12 protein-coding genes and 1 tRNA gene are annotated in these 17370 nt (G+C 44.3%); all 13 read right to left on the bottom strand.

Annotated elements, in window-relative coordinates:
* Positions 1-133: 133 nt before the first annotated feature.
* The 13 genes from feoB to DQN70_RS05070 all read right to left on the bottom strand — a co-directional run bounded on the left by feoB (position 134) and on the right by DQN70_RS05070 (position 17369).
* Positions 134-2692: a ferrous iron transport protein B gene (feoB, locus tag DQN70_RS05130; RefSeq protein ID WP_042225910.1), complete on the bottom strand. Its 2559-nt coding sequence runs from the start codon at positions 2690-2692 to the stop codon at positions 134-136.
* Between the two features lie 179 nt (positions 2693-2871).
* Positions 2872-4407, bottom strand: coding sequence for an MBOAT family O-acyltransferase (locus DQN70_RS05125; RefSeq protein WP_023935786.1), 1536 nt, complete (start codon positions 4405-4407; stop codon positions 2872-2874).
* A gap of 64 nt (positions 4408-4471) precedes the next feature.
* On the bottom strand, positions 4472-5365 hold the full coding sequence (locus DQN70_RS05120; RefSeq protein ID WP_036888530.1) for an MlaD family protein: 894 nt from the start codon (positions 5363-5365) through the stop codon (positions 4472-4474).
* A 44-nt stretch (positions 5366-5409) separates the two neighbouring features.
* Entirely contained in the window at positions 5410-6654 is a 1245-nt protein-coding gene (locus tag DQN70_RS05115) for an N-acetylmuramoyl-L-alanine amidase family protein (protein WP_023935782.1), read from the bottom strand.
* 103 nt (positions 6655-6757) lie between these two features.
* Positions 6758-7300 carry an HD domain-containing protein gene (locus DQN70_RS05110; protein WP_023935780.1) on the bottom strand — a complete coding sequence of 181 codons (543 nt, stop codon included), beginning with the start codon at positions 7298-7300 and terminating at the stop codon, positions 6758-6760.
* A 104-nt stretch (positions 7301-7404) separates the two neighbouring features.
* Positions 7405-8742, bottom strand: a complete 1338-nt coding sequence (gene gdhA / locus DQN70_RS05105; protein ID WP_023935776.1) for an NADP-specific glutamate dehydrogenase — start codon at positions 8740-8742, stop codon at positions 7405-7407.
* A 425-nt stretch (positions 8743-9167) separates the two neighbouring features.
* On the bottom strand, positions 9168-10832 hold the full coding sequence (locus DQN70_RS05100) for a T9SS type A sorting domain-containing protein (RefSeq protein ID WP_023935774.1): 1665 nt from the start codon (positions 10830-10832) through the stop codon (positions 9168-9170).
* 211 nt (positions 10833-11043) lie between these two features.
* A complete protein-coding gene (locus tag DQN70_RS05095; RefSeq protein WP_023935772.1) occupies positions 11044-11595 on the bottom strand; it encodes a pyruvoyl-dependent arginine decarboxylase in 552 nt (183 codons plus the stop codon).
* A gap of 188 nt (positions 11596-11783) precedes the next feature.
* The gene (locus DQN70_RS05090) at positions 11784-13199 is read right to left on the bottom strand and encodes a DUF389 domain-containing protein (RefSeq protein WP_023935770.1); all 1416 of its coding nucleotides are present in this window, start codon (positions 13197-13199) and stop codon (positions 11784-11786) included.
* Positions 13200-13268: 69 nt separating this feature from the next.
* Positions 13269-14114: a phosphatidate cytidylyltransferase gene (locus DQN70_RS05085; RefSeq protein WP_023940402.1), complete on the bottom strand. Its 846-nt coding sequence runs from the start codon at positions 14112-14114 to the stop codon at positions 13269-13271.
* 18 nt (positions 14115-14132) lie between these two features.
* A complete protein-coding gene (gene ftsH / locus DQN70_RS05080) occupies positions 14133-16136 on the bottom strand; it encodes an ATP-dependent zinc metalloprotease FtsH (RefSeq protein ID WP_042120078.1) in 2004 nt (667 codons plus the stop codon).
* A 256-nt stretch (positions 16137-16392) separates the two neighbouring features.
* Positions 16393-16464: transfer RNA gene (locus DQN70_RS05075), tRNA-Met, on the bottom strand.
* Positions 16465-16694: 230 nt separating this feature from the next.
* Positions 16695-17369 (bottom strand): GNA1162 family protein, encoded by a 675-nt coding sequence (locus tag DQN70_RS05070; protein ID WP_023940400.1) that lies wholly within the window; start codon positions 17367-17369, stop codon positions 16695-16697.
* Position 17370 lies beyond the last annotated feature (1 nt).

Genomic DNA, 17370 nt, shown 5'->3' with positions numbered 1-17370 from the left:
ACAAAGGCTGTTGCATAACATGGCACTCACTGCATTGTTTTCGACATTCGAGCTTAGTCATATACGAATGTACGACAAACCCTAGTCTCAGTGCCTTGCGCTTACTGCAATCTGCGCGGACCCACCATCTGTTTTACCCCAGGCCGAAGAGCCTACCAAGCTGAAAAACAATAAACGACATAAGCCAAGCCAAGGCACAGCTATAAAGAGCAGAAAAGAGAGCCCAACGCCAACTACCGCTCTCCTTGCCTATGGCTGTAATCACGGCTATACAAGGGAAATAGATAAGGACAAAGACCATCAGTGAGATCGCAATCAGCGGAGTAAAAGAGAGCTCTCCTCGGCTATTGCGCTCTTCCTTAAGTCGTTCGGTCAGCCGGTTATCGGCATCTTCCGAATTGTCTCCCATATATATAACGCCCAATGTGCTGACCACAATTTCCTTGGCAGCAGCTCCGGAGATCAGGGCCACCCCTATTTTCCAGTCAAATCCCAAAGGACGTATCACCGGCTCTATCCACTTGCCAATCCGTCCGATATAAGAGTTCTCCTGCTGTACAATCTGCTCAGCTTTCTCTCGGATCGATTCATCAGTAGTGGAAAGATTTGAGACCTCGTCTTCTATTGGTTTGATCTTTTTCTCAACGACGGCCCTTTGTTCGGCTTCTATCAAAGTCTGCTCTACATGATCTATCTGTGCCAAAGTGCTAAAGTCTCGCTCATCATTGCGAGGGAAATAGCCCAAAAACCAGATGACAATAGAGGCAAGCAAAATGACTCCACCCATCTTGCGCAGGTATTGCTTTCCCTTTTCCCACATATGGATAAGTACCGAACGAGATGTCGGCAAACGGTATGGGGGAAGCTCCATGACAAAAGGCATATCCTCCCCTGCAAACAATGTCTTTTTGAAAAGTCGTGCCATGAAAATAGCCAACACAATCCCCAGTAAGTAGATAGAGAACAAGGCCAATCCTGCGTACTGAGGGAAAAAGGCTCCGGCTAACAACAAATACACAGGTAACCTCGCGGAACAACTCATCAAAGGCAACACAAGCATAGTGATCATTCGACTTTTGGGGCTTTCGATTGTTCGTGTAGCCATAATTGCCGGCACATTGCAACCAAATCCCATAACAAGGGGGATGAAGGATTTTCCATGTAACCCCATCTTATGCATCAACTTATCCATAATGAAAGCAGCTCGGCTCATATAGCCACTATCTTCCATGAGTGAGATAAAGAAGTACAAGATCAAGATATTCGGCAAAAAGACAATCACTCCCCCTACCCCTCCTATCACGCCATCGAGCAGTAGATCCTTGAACGACCCATCAGGCATTAGATTGCCTATGGCATCGCCCAACAAGGCAACACCCTGTTCTATCCAGTCCATTGGATAAGCACCGAGAACAAAAGTGGCCTCGAACATAATGAACATGAAAAGCAAAAAGATCGGGAACCCCCACACCTTATGAGCAATCCAATGGTCAATCCGGTCTGAGAATGTATGTGCCGTTTTATGTCGTGCGATATACGTCTCACGCAAAGCTCCGGCGATAAAGCCATATCGACGATCGGTAATGACTGTCTCGGGAGATTCTTCTCCACTCAACTCATCTTCGACATTTTTTAGAGCAAAGTTTCTCGCTGCAATCACAAAGTCAGCCTTTTTGCAACGCTTCCTAATATAATCCTCGGTGTGGCTGTCTCCCTCCACCAATTTTATAGCCACATAACGAGGCAACAAGCCAACTGGCAAATCTCCCAGATGTTCAGCCACAGTACGACTTAGCTTTTCAATGACCGGCTCCAAAGTACTTCCATAGTCAATACTGATAGGCCGCAAACGAGATTCCTGTGAATTGTAAACCCTTAGGATACAATCGAACAACTCTTCCAATCCTCGAGAAGTTCGACAAATAGTAGGAAGCATCGGGATCCCAAGCAGTGTGGAAAGCTGCCGGTGATCGAGCCTGTCTCCACTCTTCTCGTACTCATCGTACATATTCAAGGCCATTACGATAGGCAAACCTATTTCCTTGGCCTGTACACTGAGGTAGAGATTACGTTCCAGATTTGTCGTATCCACTACATTCAGGATAATATCCGGGCGAGAATCTCCGGTGAGATATTCCCTGATATAAAGCTCCTCCGGACTGTATGGAGACAGAGAGTAAGTACCAGGAAGATCTACAATCTCGATGCGACACCCTCGGTGTGTGAAGTGGGCTGTCTTGGCCTCTACCGTCACTCCACTATAATTCCCGACATGCTCATGTGCTCCGCTTGCTTGGTTGAATAGAGAAGTCTTGCCACAATTGGGATTTCCCAAAAGAGCTACACGTATATGCTGCCTATCCGGGTAAGGGTAAGTGATAGCATCTCTTTCGCTAGAAACGTTAATAGCCTCCTCTTCAGAAGTAATGGAGAAGGAGGATTCCACAAATTCTTGATGAGCGACTGTGGGGAGCAACTCTACCTCAATGCGCTTAGCGTCCTCTCGGCGCAGAGACACATTATAATCCAATATCTTGTAGTAGACCGGATCTTGAAGAGGGGCTACCAATACAGCCGTTACTTCCTTGCCTTTTATAAACCCCATCTCCATGATGCGCTTATGAAAGACTCCTCTACCCCCTACCGCCTTAATAACAGCTCGCTGGCCTGTTTTTAATTCTGACAATTTCATTTGTGATAGCAAAAAGAGGATTTAGGCCGACCCTTTGATAAGAACTTACAGCCTGCCGGAAAGATGCCATGCTCAAACCGAAACTCTTTGGGTCCAAAAGTACGAATTTATGCCCCCTGCAGAGGGGCATTTATACACCAAAAAACTACCCATAAATAGGTATTTGGACAGGAGTGTTATCAGAATTGGAAATAGATAAAAGGCTGTACTTCCGCACTCTTTATTTGGAAAACAATAAAGACAGCAATCAACAGATAGAATGCTTGGAGCACAAAAGGAGAACGACTGACTACAGAGCGTATGCCCAAATCCCACTTCTTAGGGGTGAAATGAGCCAAATAGCCCAATAGCATAAGAAGAAAAACGTAGGGGTATCCAACCAACATTTGAGAGAAGACTTGTGGCTGGAAATCATGTATGATTTGAGAGAAAATCTGGACCACAGTTTCCATATTAGCGGCCCTGAAAGGTACCCAACTGAAAGCTACAAGATGAAAAGTGAATATTACACCTAAGAATCGCCACAAAGGCTTCATATCTCCGCCCTCGGCCTTAGCACGAGGGAACAGATGCATCACAAATTTATGTACAGCCAAGGCCGTGCCATGTATGGCTCCCCACAACACAAACCTCAAAGCGGCTCCGTGCCATAGGCCTCCCAGCAACATCGTAATAAGCAAGTTGAGATAGGTACGGAACTTTCCTTTTCTATTTCCTCCAAGCGATATATAGAGATAATCTTTGAGCCAGGAAGAGAGAGAAATATGCCACCTGCGCCAGAACTCGGTAATAGTAGCCGACTGATAGGGTGCATCAAAGTTGATGTTAAAACGGAAACCCAACAAAAGAGCTATGCCAATAGCCATATCGGAATACCCGGAAAAATCGCAGTAAATCTGCAAAGTATATCCGTAAATCCCCATTAAATTTTCAACCCCATGATAGAGCAAGGGTTGATCAAAAATGCGATCTACAAAATTCAGACTGATATAGTCACTGATGACGGCTTTCTTGAGTAATCCGGAAATAATCAAAAACAATCCTTCGCCGAACTCACTCCTTGTAACGAGAGGCTTCTTGTAGATTTGAGGGATAAAATCCCGCGCCCGTACAATCGGGCCAGCTACCAATTGCGGGAAAAACGACACATAAAACAAATAATCAATCCAGCGATTTAGGGGCCTGATTCGACCTCTGTATATATCTATGATATAGCTCATCGTCTGAAATGTATAGAATGATATACCGACGGGCAGGAATATGTCCATGGGAGTGTATTCGATAGCTGACAACTCGGCTATTCCCCACCAGTCCCCCACATTTTGGAGAATATTGGTGGACAAATCCAACAAAAAATTGAAGTATTTGAAGTAGGCAAGAACTCCCAGATTGATACACATACTGAGAGCAACCCAGAGCTTTTTTCTTTTTTGATCAGCTGTTTTGAATAGCAACGATCCTATCAAAAAATCACTGCTTGCAGCTAATACCAAAAGGCCAACATATACGCCACTGCTCTTGTAATAGAAAAAGAGAGAGAAAAGGGTAACGTACATGATGCGCAACAAGGTTGTACGCCTGAGCATCATATAGATAGGGAGAAACAGAAGGAAGAGGAGAAAAAACAAGCCTCCGGAAAAGATAATAGGAGACTGTGGGTCATAGCAAAGCAGCTCCCAAACTCTCGAGAAGTCGAGCGAAGAGAAAAAATCCATTCAGAATTGAGATAAAGTCTCGGGCCAGAAAGATAAAAACAACAAGGGAGAGCTAAGGTTTCAATCAAAAGATTGAGAAATGCACATAGCGTTTCGGATTTTCTCGTATATCCTTCATCAACATATCCGCACTATTCGCCAGACTATCTATACGCTTGTATAATTTGTCATCATTGAGTAATAGGCCAGCTGTATTATCCGTCTTTTCAAGTTGCGCGACAGCTCGCTTCAGTTCGTGCGTCATTGCACTGAGATCCGAAAGCGTCTGATGTATACGATCCATGTCTACCTTGGAAAGGGTTTCCGAAACTTGTTTGATGTTACCGGCTGTCTCATTCAGGTTGGCCATCATAGGGTCGAAATCTCTCCTCACAACCTGATTGATTTGTGCCATTGATTTATTGAGTTCCTTGGCACTGAGCTCTAGACTCAGCAGGATGGTACTAAACTCCGAACTGTTTGCCAACCGAGTAAGACTTGACAGCAGAGAGTCTGCCTTAGGAAGCAGATTTACAATGGCCGGCATAATCTTATTATTGGTCATAGCCAGAATATCTCCACTACCTGGTGATGCCAGCAAGGTATCTCCTACGGAGTGGTAGCCCTGCCCTCCCTGTTCCGGACGAGATAGATGCACCTCTGCACCGCTGAGAGCTGTTTGCTTTATAGCTACCGAAGTGCCCTTCTCGACTTTCATATCCGAGACAAGATCCAACACCAATGTGATCCCACGACCTTTCTTAAAGTCAAAAATCATATCCTTGACAATCCCCACCTTATAGCCATCTATCAACACGGGGGAAGCCTTATTGACGTTGTGAACTTCCTCGAAAGAGACATGATAAATATTTGGTTTTTTGAGCAAGTTGATTCCCTTGAGATAATTGATACCGAAATAAACGAGTATCAAAGCAAGAATAGCGAGGATACCTATTTTGGTTTTCTCCGAAAGTTTCATGATTATGGTATTGAGAGATTTAGACTGTTGTATTGCACTCAAGTTCAGTAGATTGCTTCTTCCCGCTTTCCATCCTTGTAACGAACGATAAAAGCATCTTTGAAATGCTTACGCACCTTTTTTCTTAGCTGTTTGGCTTTGTCGAGGCTGTTCACAGATCCATGGATGTAAGCATAGCGCTTGCCCACCAGTTCGCAACGCACTGCGTAGCCCTTAAACTGAGGATCATTGACTTTGACCTTTTTGCTTGCCGATATGAGTTGTACCCCATAGGTTGTCCCCTGAGTTTGAGACGCCTGCTTGGGAGTTTTTTCAGAAGTCCGGACAGTCGTTTCGGGTGCAACCTCAGTGGCATTCTCATCCTTTCCTGAATCATCACCCACAACTTTTTCCTCTTTTGTTGAATCTTCGGAAACAGTCGTCTCCGAAACCGATCCGGTAAAACGACGGTAATACCTCCCAAACCCTCTAACAATGGCATCAGCCAGTTGTTTGCGTCCGGTCTGACCGGCCATAAACTGCGCCTCCGATTTATTTGTAATAAAGCCAACTTCCGTCAATACACTGGGCATCGCCACATTGCGAACAACCAACAAATCTCCAGGCCTTACACCTCGATCTGCTTTACGACCGGCACTGTGATAAGCCTCCTGAATATAAGTGCCCAGCTCCACACTCTGGTCGTAGTGTATGTTCTTGATCATGGAGAAAGCAATATAACTCTCTGTAGATGAAGGATCAAATCCATGGTAAGTCTCTCGATAGTCATCCTCGAGGGTGATTGCTTGGTTCTCTCTCATCACAACTCTCAAGTTCGTCTCGTTTACAATCTCATTTTTGTCTGCCTTGTCCGATCCCAAGACAAAGGTTTCTGTACCATAAACAGCCTTATTGGGAGCACTATTGACATGTATGCTGATGAAAAGATCGGCCTTATTGCGATTAGCAAATCCGGCTCTCTCATGGAGTTTGACAAAAACATCCTTGTCTCGAGTGTACAACACCCTGACCTGAGGGTAACGAGCCTTAATAGAGTGCCCTACCTTAAGTGCAATATCAAGAGTAATATCCTTTTCTTTGAGTCCGTTTCCACAAGTGCCGGCATCGTGTCCTCCATGTCCGGCATCTACAACCACAACAAAAGACTTCTGCGATCGTCTCTCTGCGGCAGAAGAAGAAAAGGCTATCCCCCACAGCAAAGTCAGAAGCAGAAGCAACATCCCTCGCACTCTCCCAAAGGAAATACTCAGCGGCTGCGCCATACGACCAAAATTATGCAGTGTACACATCTGTTATATACATTGGGCAAAGGTAGTCATTAATCTCATGAAAGATCTTTCTGGTTCTTTCGTTCCTCAAGCGAAAAACAACCTTCCATCATCTCCACTTCTCTCAAAGGAGAGAAAAACGAGAGTGCATTTCTTCAAATCTAGCCAGACTTTCCTCTCCCCATTTACTCACAGATCTCCGGATTTGCTCGACATTCTTAGGGCCTTCCAGCTTCGTTTTGCTAAAAAAAAGATCTGCGTAACAAATAAGCTGCTCCTCCAAACTTATCGGATAGTATATCCTATCAGGAGGAAAATCCAAACCTCGGCTTGCTATTTCTTCGGGATAAATCCCTGTACCAGTATGTCGTTCAGCCACCAAAGCATGCTCCAATAAGCCTTCTCGTCTCAACAATTCAGCACCAAGGATACCATGATAGATATATCCGGACTCTCCACTGCAGCATATGGATGGAGCATTGGTAAGGAAAATACCAATATCGTGCAACATAGCTGCTTCATAGACAAAGTCTTTGTTTGCTTCGGAGCCATATTTCTGGGCTAACCGGCAAGCATACTCAGCCACATCGGTACTGTGTTTCATCAATATCTGATACAGCTCTGTCTCAGGTCGATAGTATTTCTCTATAACTGCTATGGGATTCATTCTCTTTGTAGGGGGAGATTTAAACAGAGAAAAGGGGGTACTCACAAGCAACTGCGAGCCCCCCTTTTCCATTATTTATGATCTGAATATTTTCGATCCGATCATCAACATACGCCCTGAGCTACCATAGCCTTGGCAACCTTCATGAAGCCGGCAATGTTGGCACCCTTTACGTAGTCGATATAGTCGCCTTGCTTACCATAAGTAACACACTGCTCATGTATATCGTTCATGATCTGGTGCAACCACTTGTCTACTTCTTCGTTGCTCCAAGAGAGGTGCATAGCATTCTGTGTCATTTCAAGACCAGAGCAAGATACACCACCAGCGTTTACAGCCTTACCTGGAGCAAAGAGCATCTTCTGTGCTACATAGTATTCACTTGCTTCAGCTGTACAACCCATGTTAGAAGTTTCGGCAACCAGCGTTACACCATTCTTGTGCAGCATCTTGGCATCTTCGAGATTCATCTCGTTTTGAGTAGCACAAGGCATGGCGATATCTACTTTCTGCTCCCAAGGCTTCTTACCTGCGAAGAATTTAGCGTTGGGGAACTTCTTCACATAGTCAGATACAACATCATTACCGCTAGAACGAAGTTCAAGCATGCAGGCGAACTTCTCAGGAGTGTTGATACCTTCCTCATCATATACGTATCCATCAGGACCAGAAATGGTTACAACCTTGGCACCCAATTCGGTAGCCTTCATAGCTACACCCCAAGCCACATTACCGAAGCCGGAGATTGCTACAGTCTTACCCTTGAGATCGATGTTGTGAGCCTTGCACATATTGTGTACGAAGTATACGGCACCAAAACCTGTAGACTCAGGACGGAGACGAGAGCCTCCAAATTCAAAGCCCTTACCGGTCATCGTACCTGTACATTCGCGTGCGAGCTTCTTGTACATACCATACATATAAGCCACCTCACGACCACCTACACCTATATCACCTGCAGGAATATCCGTGTCAGGACCAATATTTTGCCACAACTCGGTCATGAAGCTTTGGCAGAAACGCATGATTTCGGCTTCACTACGTCCTTTAGGAGCGAAGTCTGAACCACCCTTTCCTCCACCCATAGGAAGTGTTGTAAGAGCATTTTTGAATGTCTGCTCAAATCCGAGGAATTTCAAAATAGAGAGGTTTACAGATGGATGGAATCGAATCCCCCCCTTGTACGGCCCAATAGCATTATTGAACTGTACACGGTAACCGATATTAACATGCACCTTACCTGCATCATCTACCCAAGGCACACGGAAAGTGAAGATACGATCGGGCTCTACAATACGCTCGATGATACCATTCTTTTCAAATTCAGGGTGCTGATTGTAAACTTCCTCAACTGAAAGAAGTACTTCACGAACTGCCTGAAGGAACTCGCTTTCGCCCGGGTGCTTGGCTTCAAGCTGGGCCATGATTTCACTAGTCTTCATAATAGAAACACTGTTTTAGGTTTGGAATAATCACTTCGGCAAAGGTAGAGCTTTGCGTTGCAATAAACAACGGTTTGAAGGAATAAAAGCTTCCGAATGAGACTGTTCAACAAACTAATGGTTCCCTGTATTCCTTCTCTAAAAAGAATTTTGCATAAGCCTCGAAATAACCATTAAAACTTACCATTTCATTGACTCTACAGGATACGGAAAATGCAAGAAATTGAAAACGAGAATAAAAAGTATACTTTTCGTTATGCCAAGCTCGAATATCAAAAACAACTAAGCAAGTGTCCGTGCTATGCAGCAGTCTCTTCAAGTTTCTCAGAAACGAGCATCCCACAACTTGATAGGAGGCTGTGGGATGCTCGCATATACACTTTCCCTTCAATACGCAGGACAGCGACTAAAAAGCGTACCTACACTTACTTCAATGTAACACGGAAAACCGTCTCTCCTGCAGACAATAGATAGACTCCACGAGGCAAACTAGAAACGTCAAGAGTCATCTTGCCCACCACAGAACTCTCGGCGGAAAGAAGCCTTTCCCCGACAAGAGAATATACATGCACCATGGTGCCAACCGGTAAGCCCTCTATATTCAGGAAAGCTCGTGCAGGATTAGGATACAGCTTCACAGATCCCGACTTCATATCACTTGCAACAGACAGGGGGTAACGACCTGGGAATTCCACGACATCATTCCCCTTTTGGTCATATACAATCCAACCACGCCCGTAAGGTATCTTGATATCCTCTGGAGTACAAACATTCTTATCTCTCGGTTGAGCCTTGGTATTAATCACATACAATTCTCCTTTTTGGGGAGCAGAAGATAAATCGGGCAAATTATTAAGCATATCAACCATTTCCTCTCCTACAAGCTGATTTGAATAACAGCTTATCCTTGTGAGAGATGAATTGGGTGAGATCTTCAAGCTCGTGAGTTTATTTACACTACAATCCAAAGAAGACATTGTAGGACAAGCGGTAATATCAACACTCTTCAAGTCATTCCTATTGCAACTCAATCTTAATAAGTCTCCCTTTATCACCAGCTCTTTAGAAGTAATTACATAGGTACTATTCCAAGATGTAGCACTCTTCACCCAAGCCCCCTCAACATCAAAATCGCCTTCTACTGTTTTGATGTTGAGATTGATTACACGACCAACTTCGACAGACTCATCGAAGATCAACCGAGTTACACCATTCCCTATCGGAGCACGCCCGGGGTAAAAACCCCTCTCTCTATTTAGGACATCCCACTTGCGATTTTTTGCAATTTCCACATCTTCCACGAGGCATACATTATTATCTCCATATTGGTTTACCACTACCAATTCTCCTCGATTTTTATTATCCCGTTCGGGCAAACTATTAACGAGAGTCCTCATTCTATCCCCTTGGATAAAGTTAGTGTGCAAGGATAGTTTCTTCAAGGCTTTATTATTACTAACATCCAAGCCTTTAAGGGCATTCTCTTGAAGGCGTGCTTCTTCCAAAGATCTACAGTCCTCAAGATTTATCTCTGCTAGACTATTTTCACTGCATATCAACGATACAAGGCTTTGGCATTTAGCAAAATTTGTTTCTGATATCGTATTGTTGCTAGCATCCAACTCCTTTAGGGAAGTACAGCCAGAAACATTCAATGCTTCCAAGCGATTATTGTAGCATTTCAAACTTTCCAACTTCTCACAATTCGAAGCATCCAACTTCGTCAACTTGTTGTTGTTACATACCAAATTGACAATCGAAGTATGATTTGAGATGAAAAGAGCAGAAAGCTCTCCAAATCGACACTGGAAATCAGTTACATTCCCCTCAATCTGAATCTTGGAATTATCAACTCTATAAACGATCTCCTTACCATTTTGGAATTTCTCGGGATCTTTTACTCCCTTGATGGTTACGCTACCCTCAGCAGAGATCTTCAATTTGATTTCTACCCCTATCTCTTTTTTTGTTTCTATTGTAATGACATTTTTGTCAGACTGAGCAGCAACCTGCCATGGCAACAACCCAGACAATAAGATGACCAAAGCAACAAATAACCCTCCAGAGAAAAATCTTGTAATCTTTTTCATAACTAAAACTTTATGTTTTCTACACCTAAAAAAACTTACATCTTTAGTCCTCCCTATATATGAGCAAGAATATTTCACAAAAGGACCCCGAAAGCGCGAGGTAAATGTAGAAAAAAAATCCGTCTTTCATCTCTATCCTTCTAAAAAAAGAACACCCTCTACGAAACATTGCATAAAGGGTGTCCTGTTTTTAGTAAAAAATCAAAAAGAATCAATGCTCCGGATTGACTTGTATCTCTGGTGTAATAAAGTCCACAAAACAGAGAGCTGCCAAGGCTGTCCCATAGCGTTTCTCTATAGTGATCCCTTCCGTGATAAAATTCAGCTCACCAAGGTAATACTGAGAATATGTCTTTCGGTGCAGATCGTTGATAACACGTATCAGACGGCTTTCCAACTCTTCAATACGGTAACGACCACTTACCTCACAAACCAAACCTCCGACTTTCTCATCGAAGTTTTCGTCTTTGTACATCCAAGCATACACCACACCGGCAGAAACGAACTCATCTTGGAAACCATGAGAGACAGACATGATAGTCTTCATTTCAGATCCGAAGGGAGGTAAATCGATCTCATCCATCGTTGCCAAATGGGCAGTAGCGGGTAAGACAGAGGAGTAAGTCATGATATTAAAATCCGAAATACCGGCATCGTAGAGAGCCATATGGTATGAGCCGGCATGAAGCTCCAAATCGGATTCGCCACTTCCTTTGGTAACGAAGAACTTGTTGGGTATTACATTCGCATAGAATTTGTTCATCTCAATCAGCTGAATACTTAAACGTTACTAAAAATATCACTTATGCCGGCTACTATGGAGCAAGACTTCAAAAGCAAACTCCCCCGAGTACAGCCTTGCAAAGGTAGCAAAGTTTCCATTTGCCATAAACACGATAGAAACTCACACTTGAGAAAGGAGATGCACCTCTCCTCCTATACCGTGCAGTGTCACGGAGTAGCATTCATTACGACCATTCTCAACTTCTTGGCATCGGTGCGGGTGTGGAGCCAGGATTCCAGTTTCTGACGATCTTTCTCACTCAGTTTGTTGCCGGCTTCAACGATCACTGTAAGAGTGGAATCCTGACCACTGATGTATGCCGCCGAGGGAACAAGCAAAGTAGAATTGACCGAAGGGAAAAGCTGCGAAGCCTCTTTACTCACCTGTCTTTCTATTTGAGCATATTTGGAGTAAGACGATAGTACGGCTGTCAGAGAGTCTATCTGCAAACGCTGACGTGTAATTATTCGCTCGCTGTTATCATACATATCTCTGAGCAATACCTCTCGCAACTCTTTCATATCTGCCTCCTGCTCAAAGCCCTGTTTAACAATCAGAGAGACATCATTCAAACCATAATTCGGCATCTTGGCAGACAAATCCTCAATCTCCACATCAGACAAACTGGCTCCGAAAAGAATTACCTCCAAACGATGTCTGCCTTTCTCTTCTTTGTGCAACTGACTACCTATCACTTGTGTTTGTGGATCATTGAATTGCTCCTTCACAAAGCGTATGGCGGCGTCTTCCATATAGCTTTCACGGATCATCCCATAGCTCAGGTATATACTGGGCAAAATAGTTCCGACAGCAAAAACGGTCACTAATCGGCGCACTTTTCTCTCTTTCTCTTTGTCCACAAACACCTTACGAGGCAAGTGCAAAAGACGGGCGAAAAGGAAAGTGGCAGCTGCAATAAAAACAGAATTGATGATGTAGAGATAAAAAGCTCCGAAAAAGAACTGCATCTGCCAAGTTGCCAAGCCATAGCCGGCTGTACAAAGAGGAGGCATAAGAGCTGTAGCAATAGCCACACCCGGGATGACATTCCCTTTGCTCTTGTTACTACCGGCAATCATACCGGCGGCGCCACCGACAAAAGCTATCAATACATCGTAGATGCTCGGCTGAATACGGGCCAATAATTCGGATTGAGCCTGATTAAGAGGAGAGATGAGGAAATAGATCGTAGCCGTTAGGATACTGAAAACCGTTGTCAAGGCTAAATTGCGCAAAGAGCGTTTGATTAGGGCAAAATCGGAGATTCCCAACCCCAAACCAAAACCGATGATAGGCCCCATGAGAGGGGAAATCAACATCGCTCCTATTATTACGGCCGTAGAATTGACATTCAACCCTAACGATGCGATGAAAATAGCGCAAACAAGAATCCACAATTTAGATCCTCGAAAATCGACATCGGCCTTTATATTCTCGATAATCCACTGATCATCCTCCCGTCCCTCCTTCAGGTTGATGATATGGAGAAATCGTTCCTTTAACTCACACAGTATAGAGAAGGTACCTCTCTCCTGTTCTTCCGGTTGATTATTGGAGGTATCAGTTGTTGAATGTTCTTCCATGATCCGAGCTGCTATTTATATTGTTGGACTTCACAAGAACACCTGCTATCCCGTGGTGGCGATAATGATCTACGGGATAAATACGGTGTAGACAAAAAAAGCTGCAGGCAAAGCAAAAAGAGCACTATCTATACGATCAAGCATCCCTCCATGCCCCGGGATCAAGTTTCCAGAGTCTTTGACACCAGCCAAACGCTTTAGGTTGGATTCAAACAAATCTCCCCAAGTCGAAGTCGCAGAAACAATCAGTCCGAGCAATGGCCACATCAAAAAATTCGACCCACCACCTCCTTCTATCAAGAAGCGGCCTATTAAAGTCGCTGCTATCATGCTTGCCAATACACCGCCTAAAAAACCTTCCCAAGTCTTTTTGGGAGAGACTGAGGGGAAAAGTTTCCTGCGACCAAAAGACAAGCCGGAAAGGAATGCGAAAGTATCATTGACCCAGATCAACACAAAGACAGTGAGCAACAACCCGACTCTCATATCCAGAAAAGAGGTGGTATGAGGTCCAAAGGCAATCAAATTGGCACAAAGCAAAGGCAACACAACATAAGCCTGCCCCATAAAAGTCAAGGATGTATCTCGTACCATCTGTTCTCTATCCGAATAGATATTGCGGATCAAAGTGTACAACAGATAGAAAAGGTAGGGGAAAAAGACCTCTATCCCCATCGTGTCCGTGCAGTATAGCAGATGCCCCATAAAAAGGTAAGCCCCAGCCAGACAATCTAATATGGTACGCAGCCAGCGTTTACGATTCAGATTTACCAATAAGGCAAACTCTCTCAAAGACAATAGGGCAATCAGGGAAAAGACTGCAACATAGAAACCCGGCAATTTGAAAAAAATGGGACAAACAAGCAGTGCCACATATACCAGGCCTGAGATGGAGCGAATAATCAAGGTCTTCATCGTGCTATAAAGTCTTTATTACGATTCTTTGTCGGGCAAATGAGGATCAGACTCCTCTACCGGAGAGGGTTCGTCCTTGACAGTTACCTCCGACGAGGAAGAAAGCAACTCATCTGTACGGGACTTCCATGGACGTTTTCCGAAGATCTTTTCTACGTCTTCTGTGTAGATGACTTCCCGCTCAAGCAGAAGGTCGGAAAGTCGGGCATGTCCCTCCTTATTTTCCTGCAAAATCCTCTTCGCCCGGTCATACTGATCATTTATAATCCGCTGCACCTCCTCATCTATAAGCATAGCGGTAGACTCGCTGTAGGGTTTGGTAAAATTGTAGCCATCACCCTGCATGGCATAGTAATTCAGATTGGGCAACTTGGAGCTCATCCCATATATAGTCACCATGGCATAGGCCAACTGTGTCACTCGCTCAAGATCATTGGCAGCTCCGGTGGAAATACGTCCCAAGAAAAGTTCCTCTGCAGCTCGGCCTCCCAAGGTTGCACACATCTGATCCAACAAAGCCTCTGTAATGGTGATTTGTCGCTCTTCGGGGAGATACCATGCAGCCCCCAAAGCCTTACCTCGGGGAACAATCGTCACTTTCACCAGAGGATTCGCATACTCAAGCATCCAGCTAATTGTAGCATGACCACTCTCATGGATAGCAATACTTTTCTTCTCCTCTGCCGTGGTGATCCTGTTTTTCTTCTCCAGCCCTCCAACGATACGGTCTACTGCATTCATAAAGTCCTGCCAACCGACAAAAGCCTTACCCTCACGAGCTGCAATAAGAGCAGCTTCGTTACAAACATTGGCAATATCGGCTCCGCTAAAGCCAGGTGTTTGTCGAGCCAAAAGGTCGACATTCACGGTAGCATCGGTCTTGATAGGCTTTAAGTGAACAAGGAAGATCTCTTTTCGATCATTCAGATCAGGCAAATCCACATAGATCTGACGGTCAAAGCGCCCGGCTCTGAGCAGAGCTTTGTCCAAAATATCGGCCCTGTTCGTCGCAGCCAAGATGATCACCCCCGAGTTGGTGCCAAATCCGTCCATCTCGGTAAGCAACTGATTAAGCGTATTTTCTCGCTCATCGTTTCCTCCGAAATTACCATTCTTACCACGAGCTCGCCCCACCGCATCTATCTCATCTATAAAGATGATACAAGGGGCTTTCTCCTTGGCCTGCTTAAAAAGATCTCTTACACGAGAGGCTCCTACACCGACAAACATCTCTACAAAGTCCGATCCGGACATAGAGAAGAATGGGACATGCGCCTCTCCTGCCACTGCCTTGGCCAGCAAGGTCTTGCCCGTACCCGGAGGGCCTACCAGCAAAGCTCCTTTGGGTATCTTCCCCCCCAACTCGGTGTATTTGCTCGGATTTTTCAAGAAATGCACAATTTCCTCAACCTCCTGCTTAGCTTCTTTGAGACCGGCAACATCGGCAAAAGATACATTCACACCCGTCTTATCGTAGAGCTGGGCCTTTGACTTACCCACACTGAACACACCTCCACCACCGGCTCCTCCACCGGAATTCATGCGACGCATCATCCAGATCCAAAAGAGAATCAACAAGAGGAATGGGCCAAAATTGAGTAAGATAGACCACAGGCTAAAACCTTTCTCTACATAGGAGATCTCCGCTTCCAAGTGGTTCTCATCGCAAAAATCGGAGAATTTATCTACCGAAGGAATAATCGTACGTACTACATATTCTCGATTCTGATTACTCACAGTTCGAGCCGGGAAATCTCCAGGTTGGAAAACACTATCCACCATTTGAGGGCGTACAACTGCCTCCGCAGAGTTGGTTGTTCTATCCACAGATACTTTGCTGAATGCTTGCCGCTTGGCAATGGCTTGAAATTCATTCCAACTCAACTCTTTGCTGTACCTATTCATCTCTCCGGATATAGCCCAGAAAGCAATCAAGGCAGCAAATATGCCCACGTATATCCAGATTGGATTGAACCCCCTGCCTCCTTTTGGAGGAGATGGTTTGTTTTGTTTTTTTATCATCAGACTCGATTGCGAATTACACTTCTTTTCCTGTAGCAACAAACAGCCGAAGTCAAAAGTTGCCCAAAAGCCGTGAGCCTTGCTACAATATCCTCACAAACCCACTCCGCACTGCCTCGCAAAGATAGCCCAAACAAACCATTAGGAGGTAGTTAGCAATCTCTCTTTATGCAATAGTCTCAAAGGGAAAGCTCTCAGCTATTAGATAAAAAGACCACCATAAAGATCCTGAAATCTTATGGTGGTCCTTATTTAGTTGCGGAGGCAAGACTCGAACTTACGACCTTTGGGTTATGAGCCCAACGAGCTACCACTGCTCCACTCCGCGATCAAATGCGCTGCAAAGGTAGCAATTATATTGATACTACCAAACTTTTGTCATCAAGTCTCACATACAAGGAGCTTTTTCAAGCTAACAAGCATCTTTCAGAGGGTAGATATTTCGGAACACTTGCCCTTCCCATACTCTTATTATTTCACCCAAACAAGGTGTCAAAGGGATCTATTACAGGATCTGCAAGATAAGAGAACAAGGCATAATGGAATTGCACAAGAGTTCTATTTGACCCTTTTCTTGACATCTTTATCCTCGACTACTACATCCTTATCTTTCAGATACAAGGGGCTATATTTCCCATGAGGCATATCCTTGAAGATATAGTAGTTTGCCTTTCTTGCAGCTACAATATGGTCGGTTGTTGCAGTAACAATGACGGATGCTACAAGATCTACAAAAGCACTGAATGTACTACCTGTTCCAGAATTTTGCTGAAGATCAAGATAAAGATCACAACTACGGTCAAATAGTATTTCGTTCGTAATTGTAGACTTAATGATGTATCGAATCTTTGTTTCAATTCCCAATCCTCGCTTAGTCCAATCATCAATTTGAGAGAAAACCACTGCGTCTGCACCAAAATAGTCCCTAAACATTGTCAGTGGCTTATCTATGAAAAGTTCTGCATCATAAGCACTCTCTGACTTAAGAACATCCATTGCAAGAAGGGGTGAAATCACATAGTATCCGGCTTCCACAAGAGGACGACTTATGGATGTATACAGCAAATCTTTGGCCTCAACATTGGAGCTATTATTAATGGGAGGCATGACAAGAATAGTTGCAGGCATATTCTCATACAAGGAGGCATATTGCGACTCGCGTGTCATCTGCTTTCCTAATCCACAGGAACTCACAAACACTGCAAGAATAATGATGGAGATTAATCTTTTCATG

The organism is Porphyromonas crevioricanis, assembly GCF_900476255.1.
Lineage (GTDB): Bacteria > Bacteroidota > Bacteroidia > Bacteroidales > Porphyromonadaceae > Porphyromonas > Porphyromonas crevioricanis.
This window is presented reverse-complemented; position numbering and strand designations above follow the sequence as displayed.

Excerpts from the sequence above, each read along its gene's own strand:
- DQN70_RS05110 (WP_023935780.1), bottom strand. The coding sequence starts at position 7,300 with ATGAATCCCATAGCAGTTATAGAGAAATACTATCGACCTGAGACAGAG.
- DQN70_RS05090 (WP_023935770.1), bottom strand. The coding sequence starts at position 13,199 with ATGGAAGAACATTCAACAACTGATACCTCCAATAATCAACCGGAAGAA.
- DQN70_RS05100 (WP_023935774.1), bottom strand. The coding sequence starts at position 10,832 with ATGAAAAAGATTACAAGATTTTTCTCTGGAGGGTTATTTGTTGCTTTG.
- DQN70_RS05125 (WP_023935786.1), bottom strand. The coding sequence starts at position 4,407 with ATGGATTTTTTCTCTTCGCTCGACTTCTCGAGAGTTTGGGAGCTGCTT.
- feoB (WP_042225910.1), bottom strand. The coding sequence starts at position 2,692 with ATGAAATTGTCAGAATTAAAAACAGGCCAGCGAGCTGTTATTAAGGCG.
- gdhA (WP_023935776.1), bottom strand. The coding sequence starts at position 8,742 with ATGAAGACTAGTGAAATCATGGCCCAGCTTGAAGCCAAGCACCCGGGC.
- DQN70_RS05115 (WP_023935782.1), bottom strand. The coding sequence starts at position 6,654 with ATGTGTACACTGCATAATTTTGGTCGTATGGCGCAGCCGCTGAGTATT.
- DQN70_RS05085 (WP_023940402.1), bottom strand. The coding sequence starts at position 14,114 with ATGAAGACCTTGATTATTCGCTCCATCTCAGGCCTGGTATATGTGGCA.
- DQN70_RS05120 (WP_036888530.1), bottom strand. The coding sequence starts at position 5,365 with ATGAAACTTTCGGAGAAAACCAAAATAGGTATCCTCGCTATTCTTGCT.
- ftsH (WP_042120078.1), bottom strand. The coding sequence starts at position 16,136 with ATGATAAAAAAACAAAACAAACCATCTCCTCCAAAAGGAGGCAGGGGG.
- DQN70_RS05095 (WP_023935772.1), bottom strand. The coding sequence starts at position 11,595 with ATGAACAAATTCTATGCGAATGTAATACCCAACAAGTTCTTCGTTACC.
- DQN70_RS05070 (WP_023940400.1), bottom strand. The coding sequence starts at position 17,369 with ATGAAAAGATTAATCTCCATCATTATTCTTGCAGTGTTTGTGAGTTCC.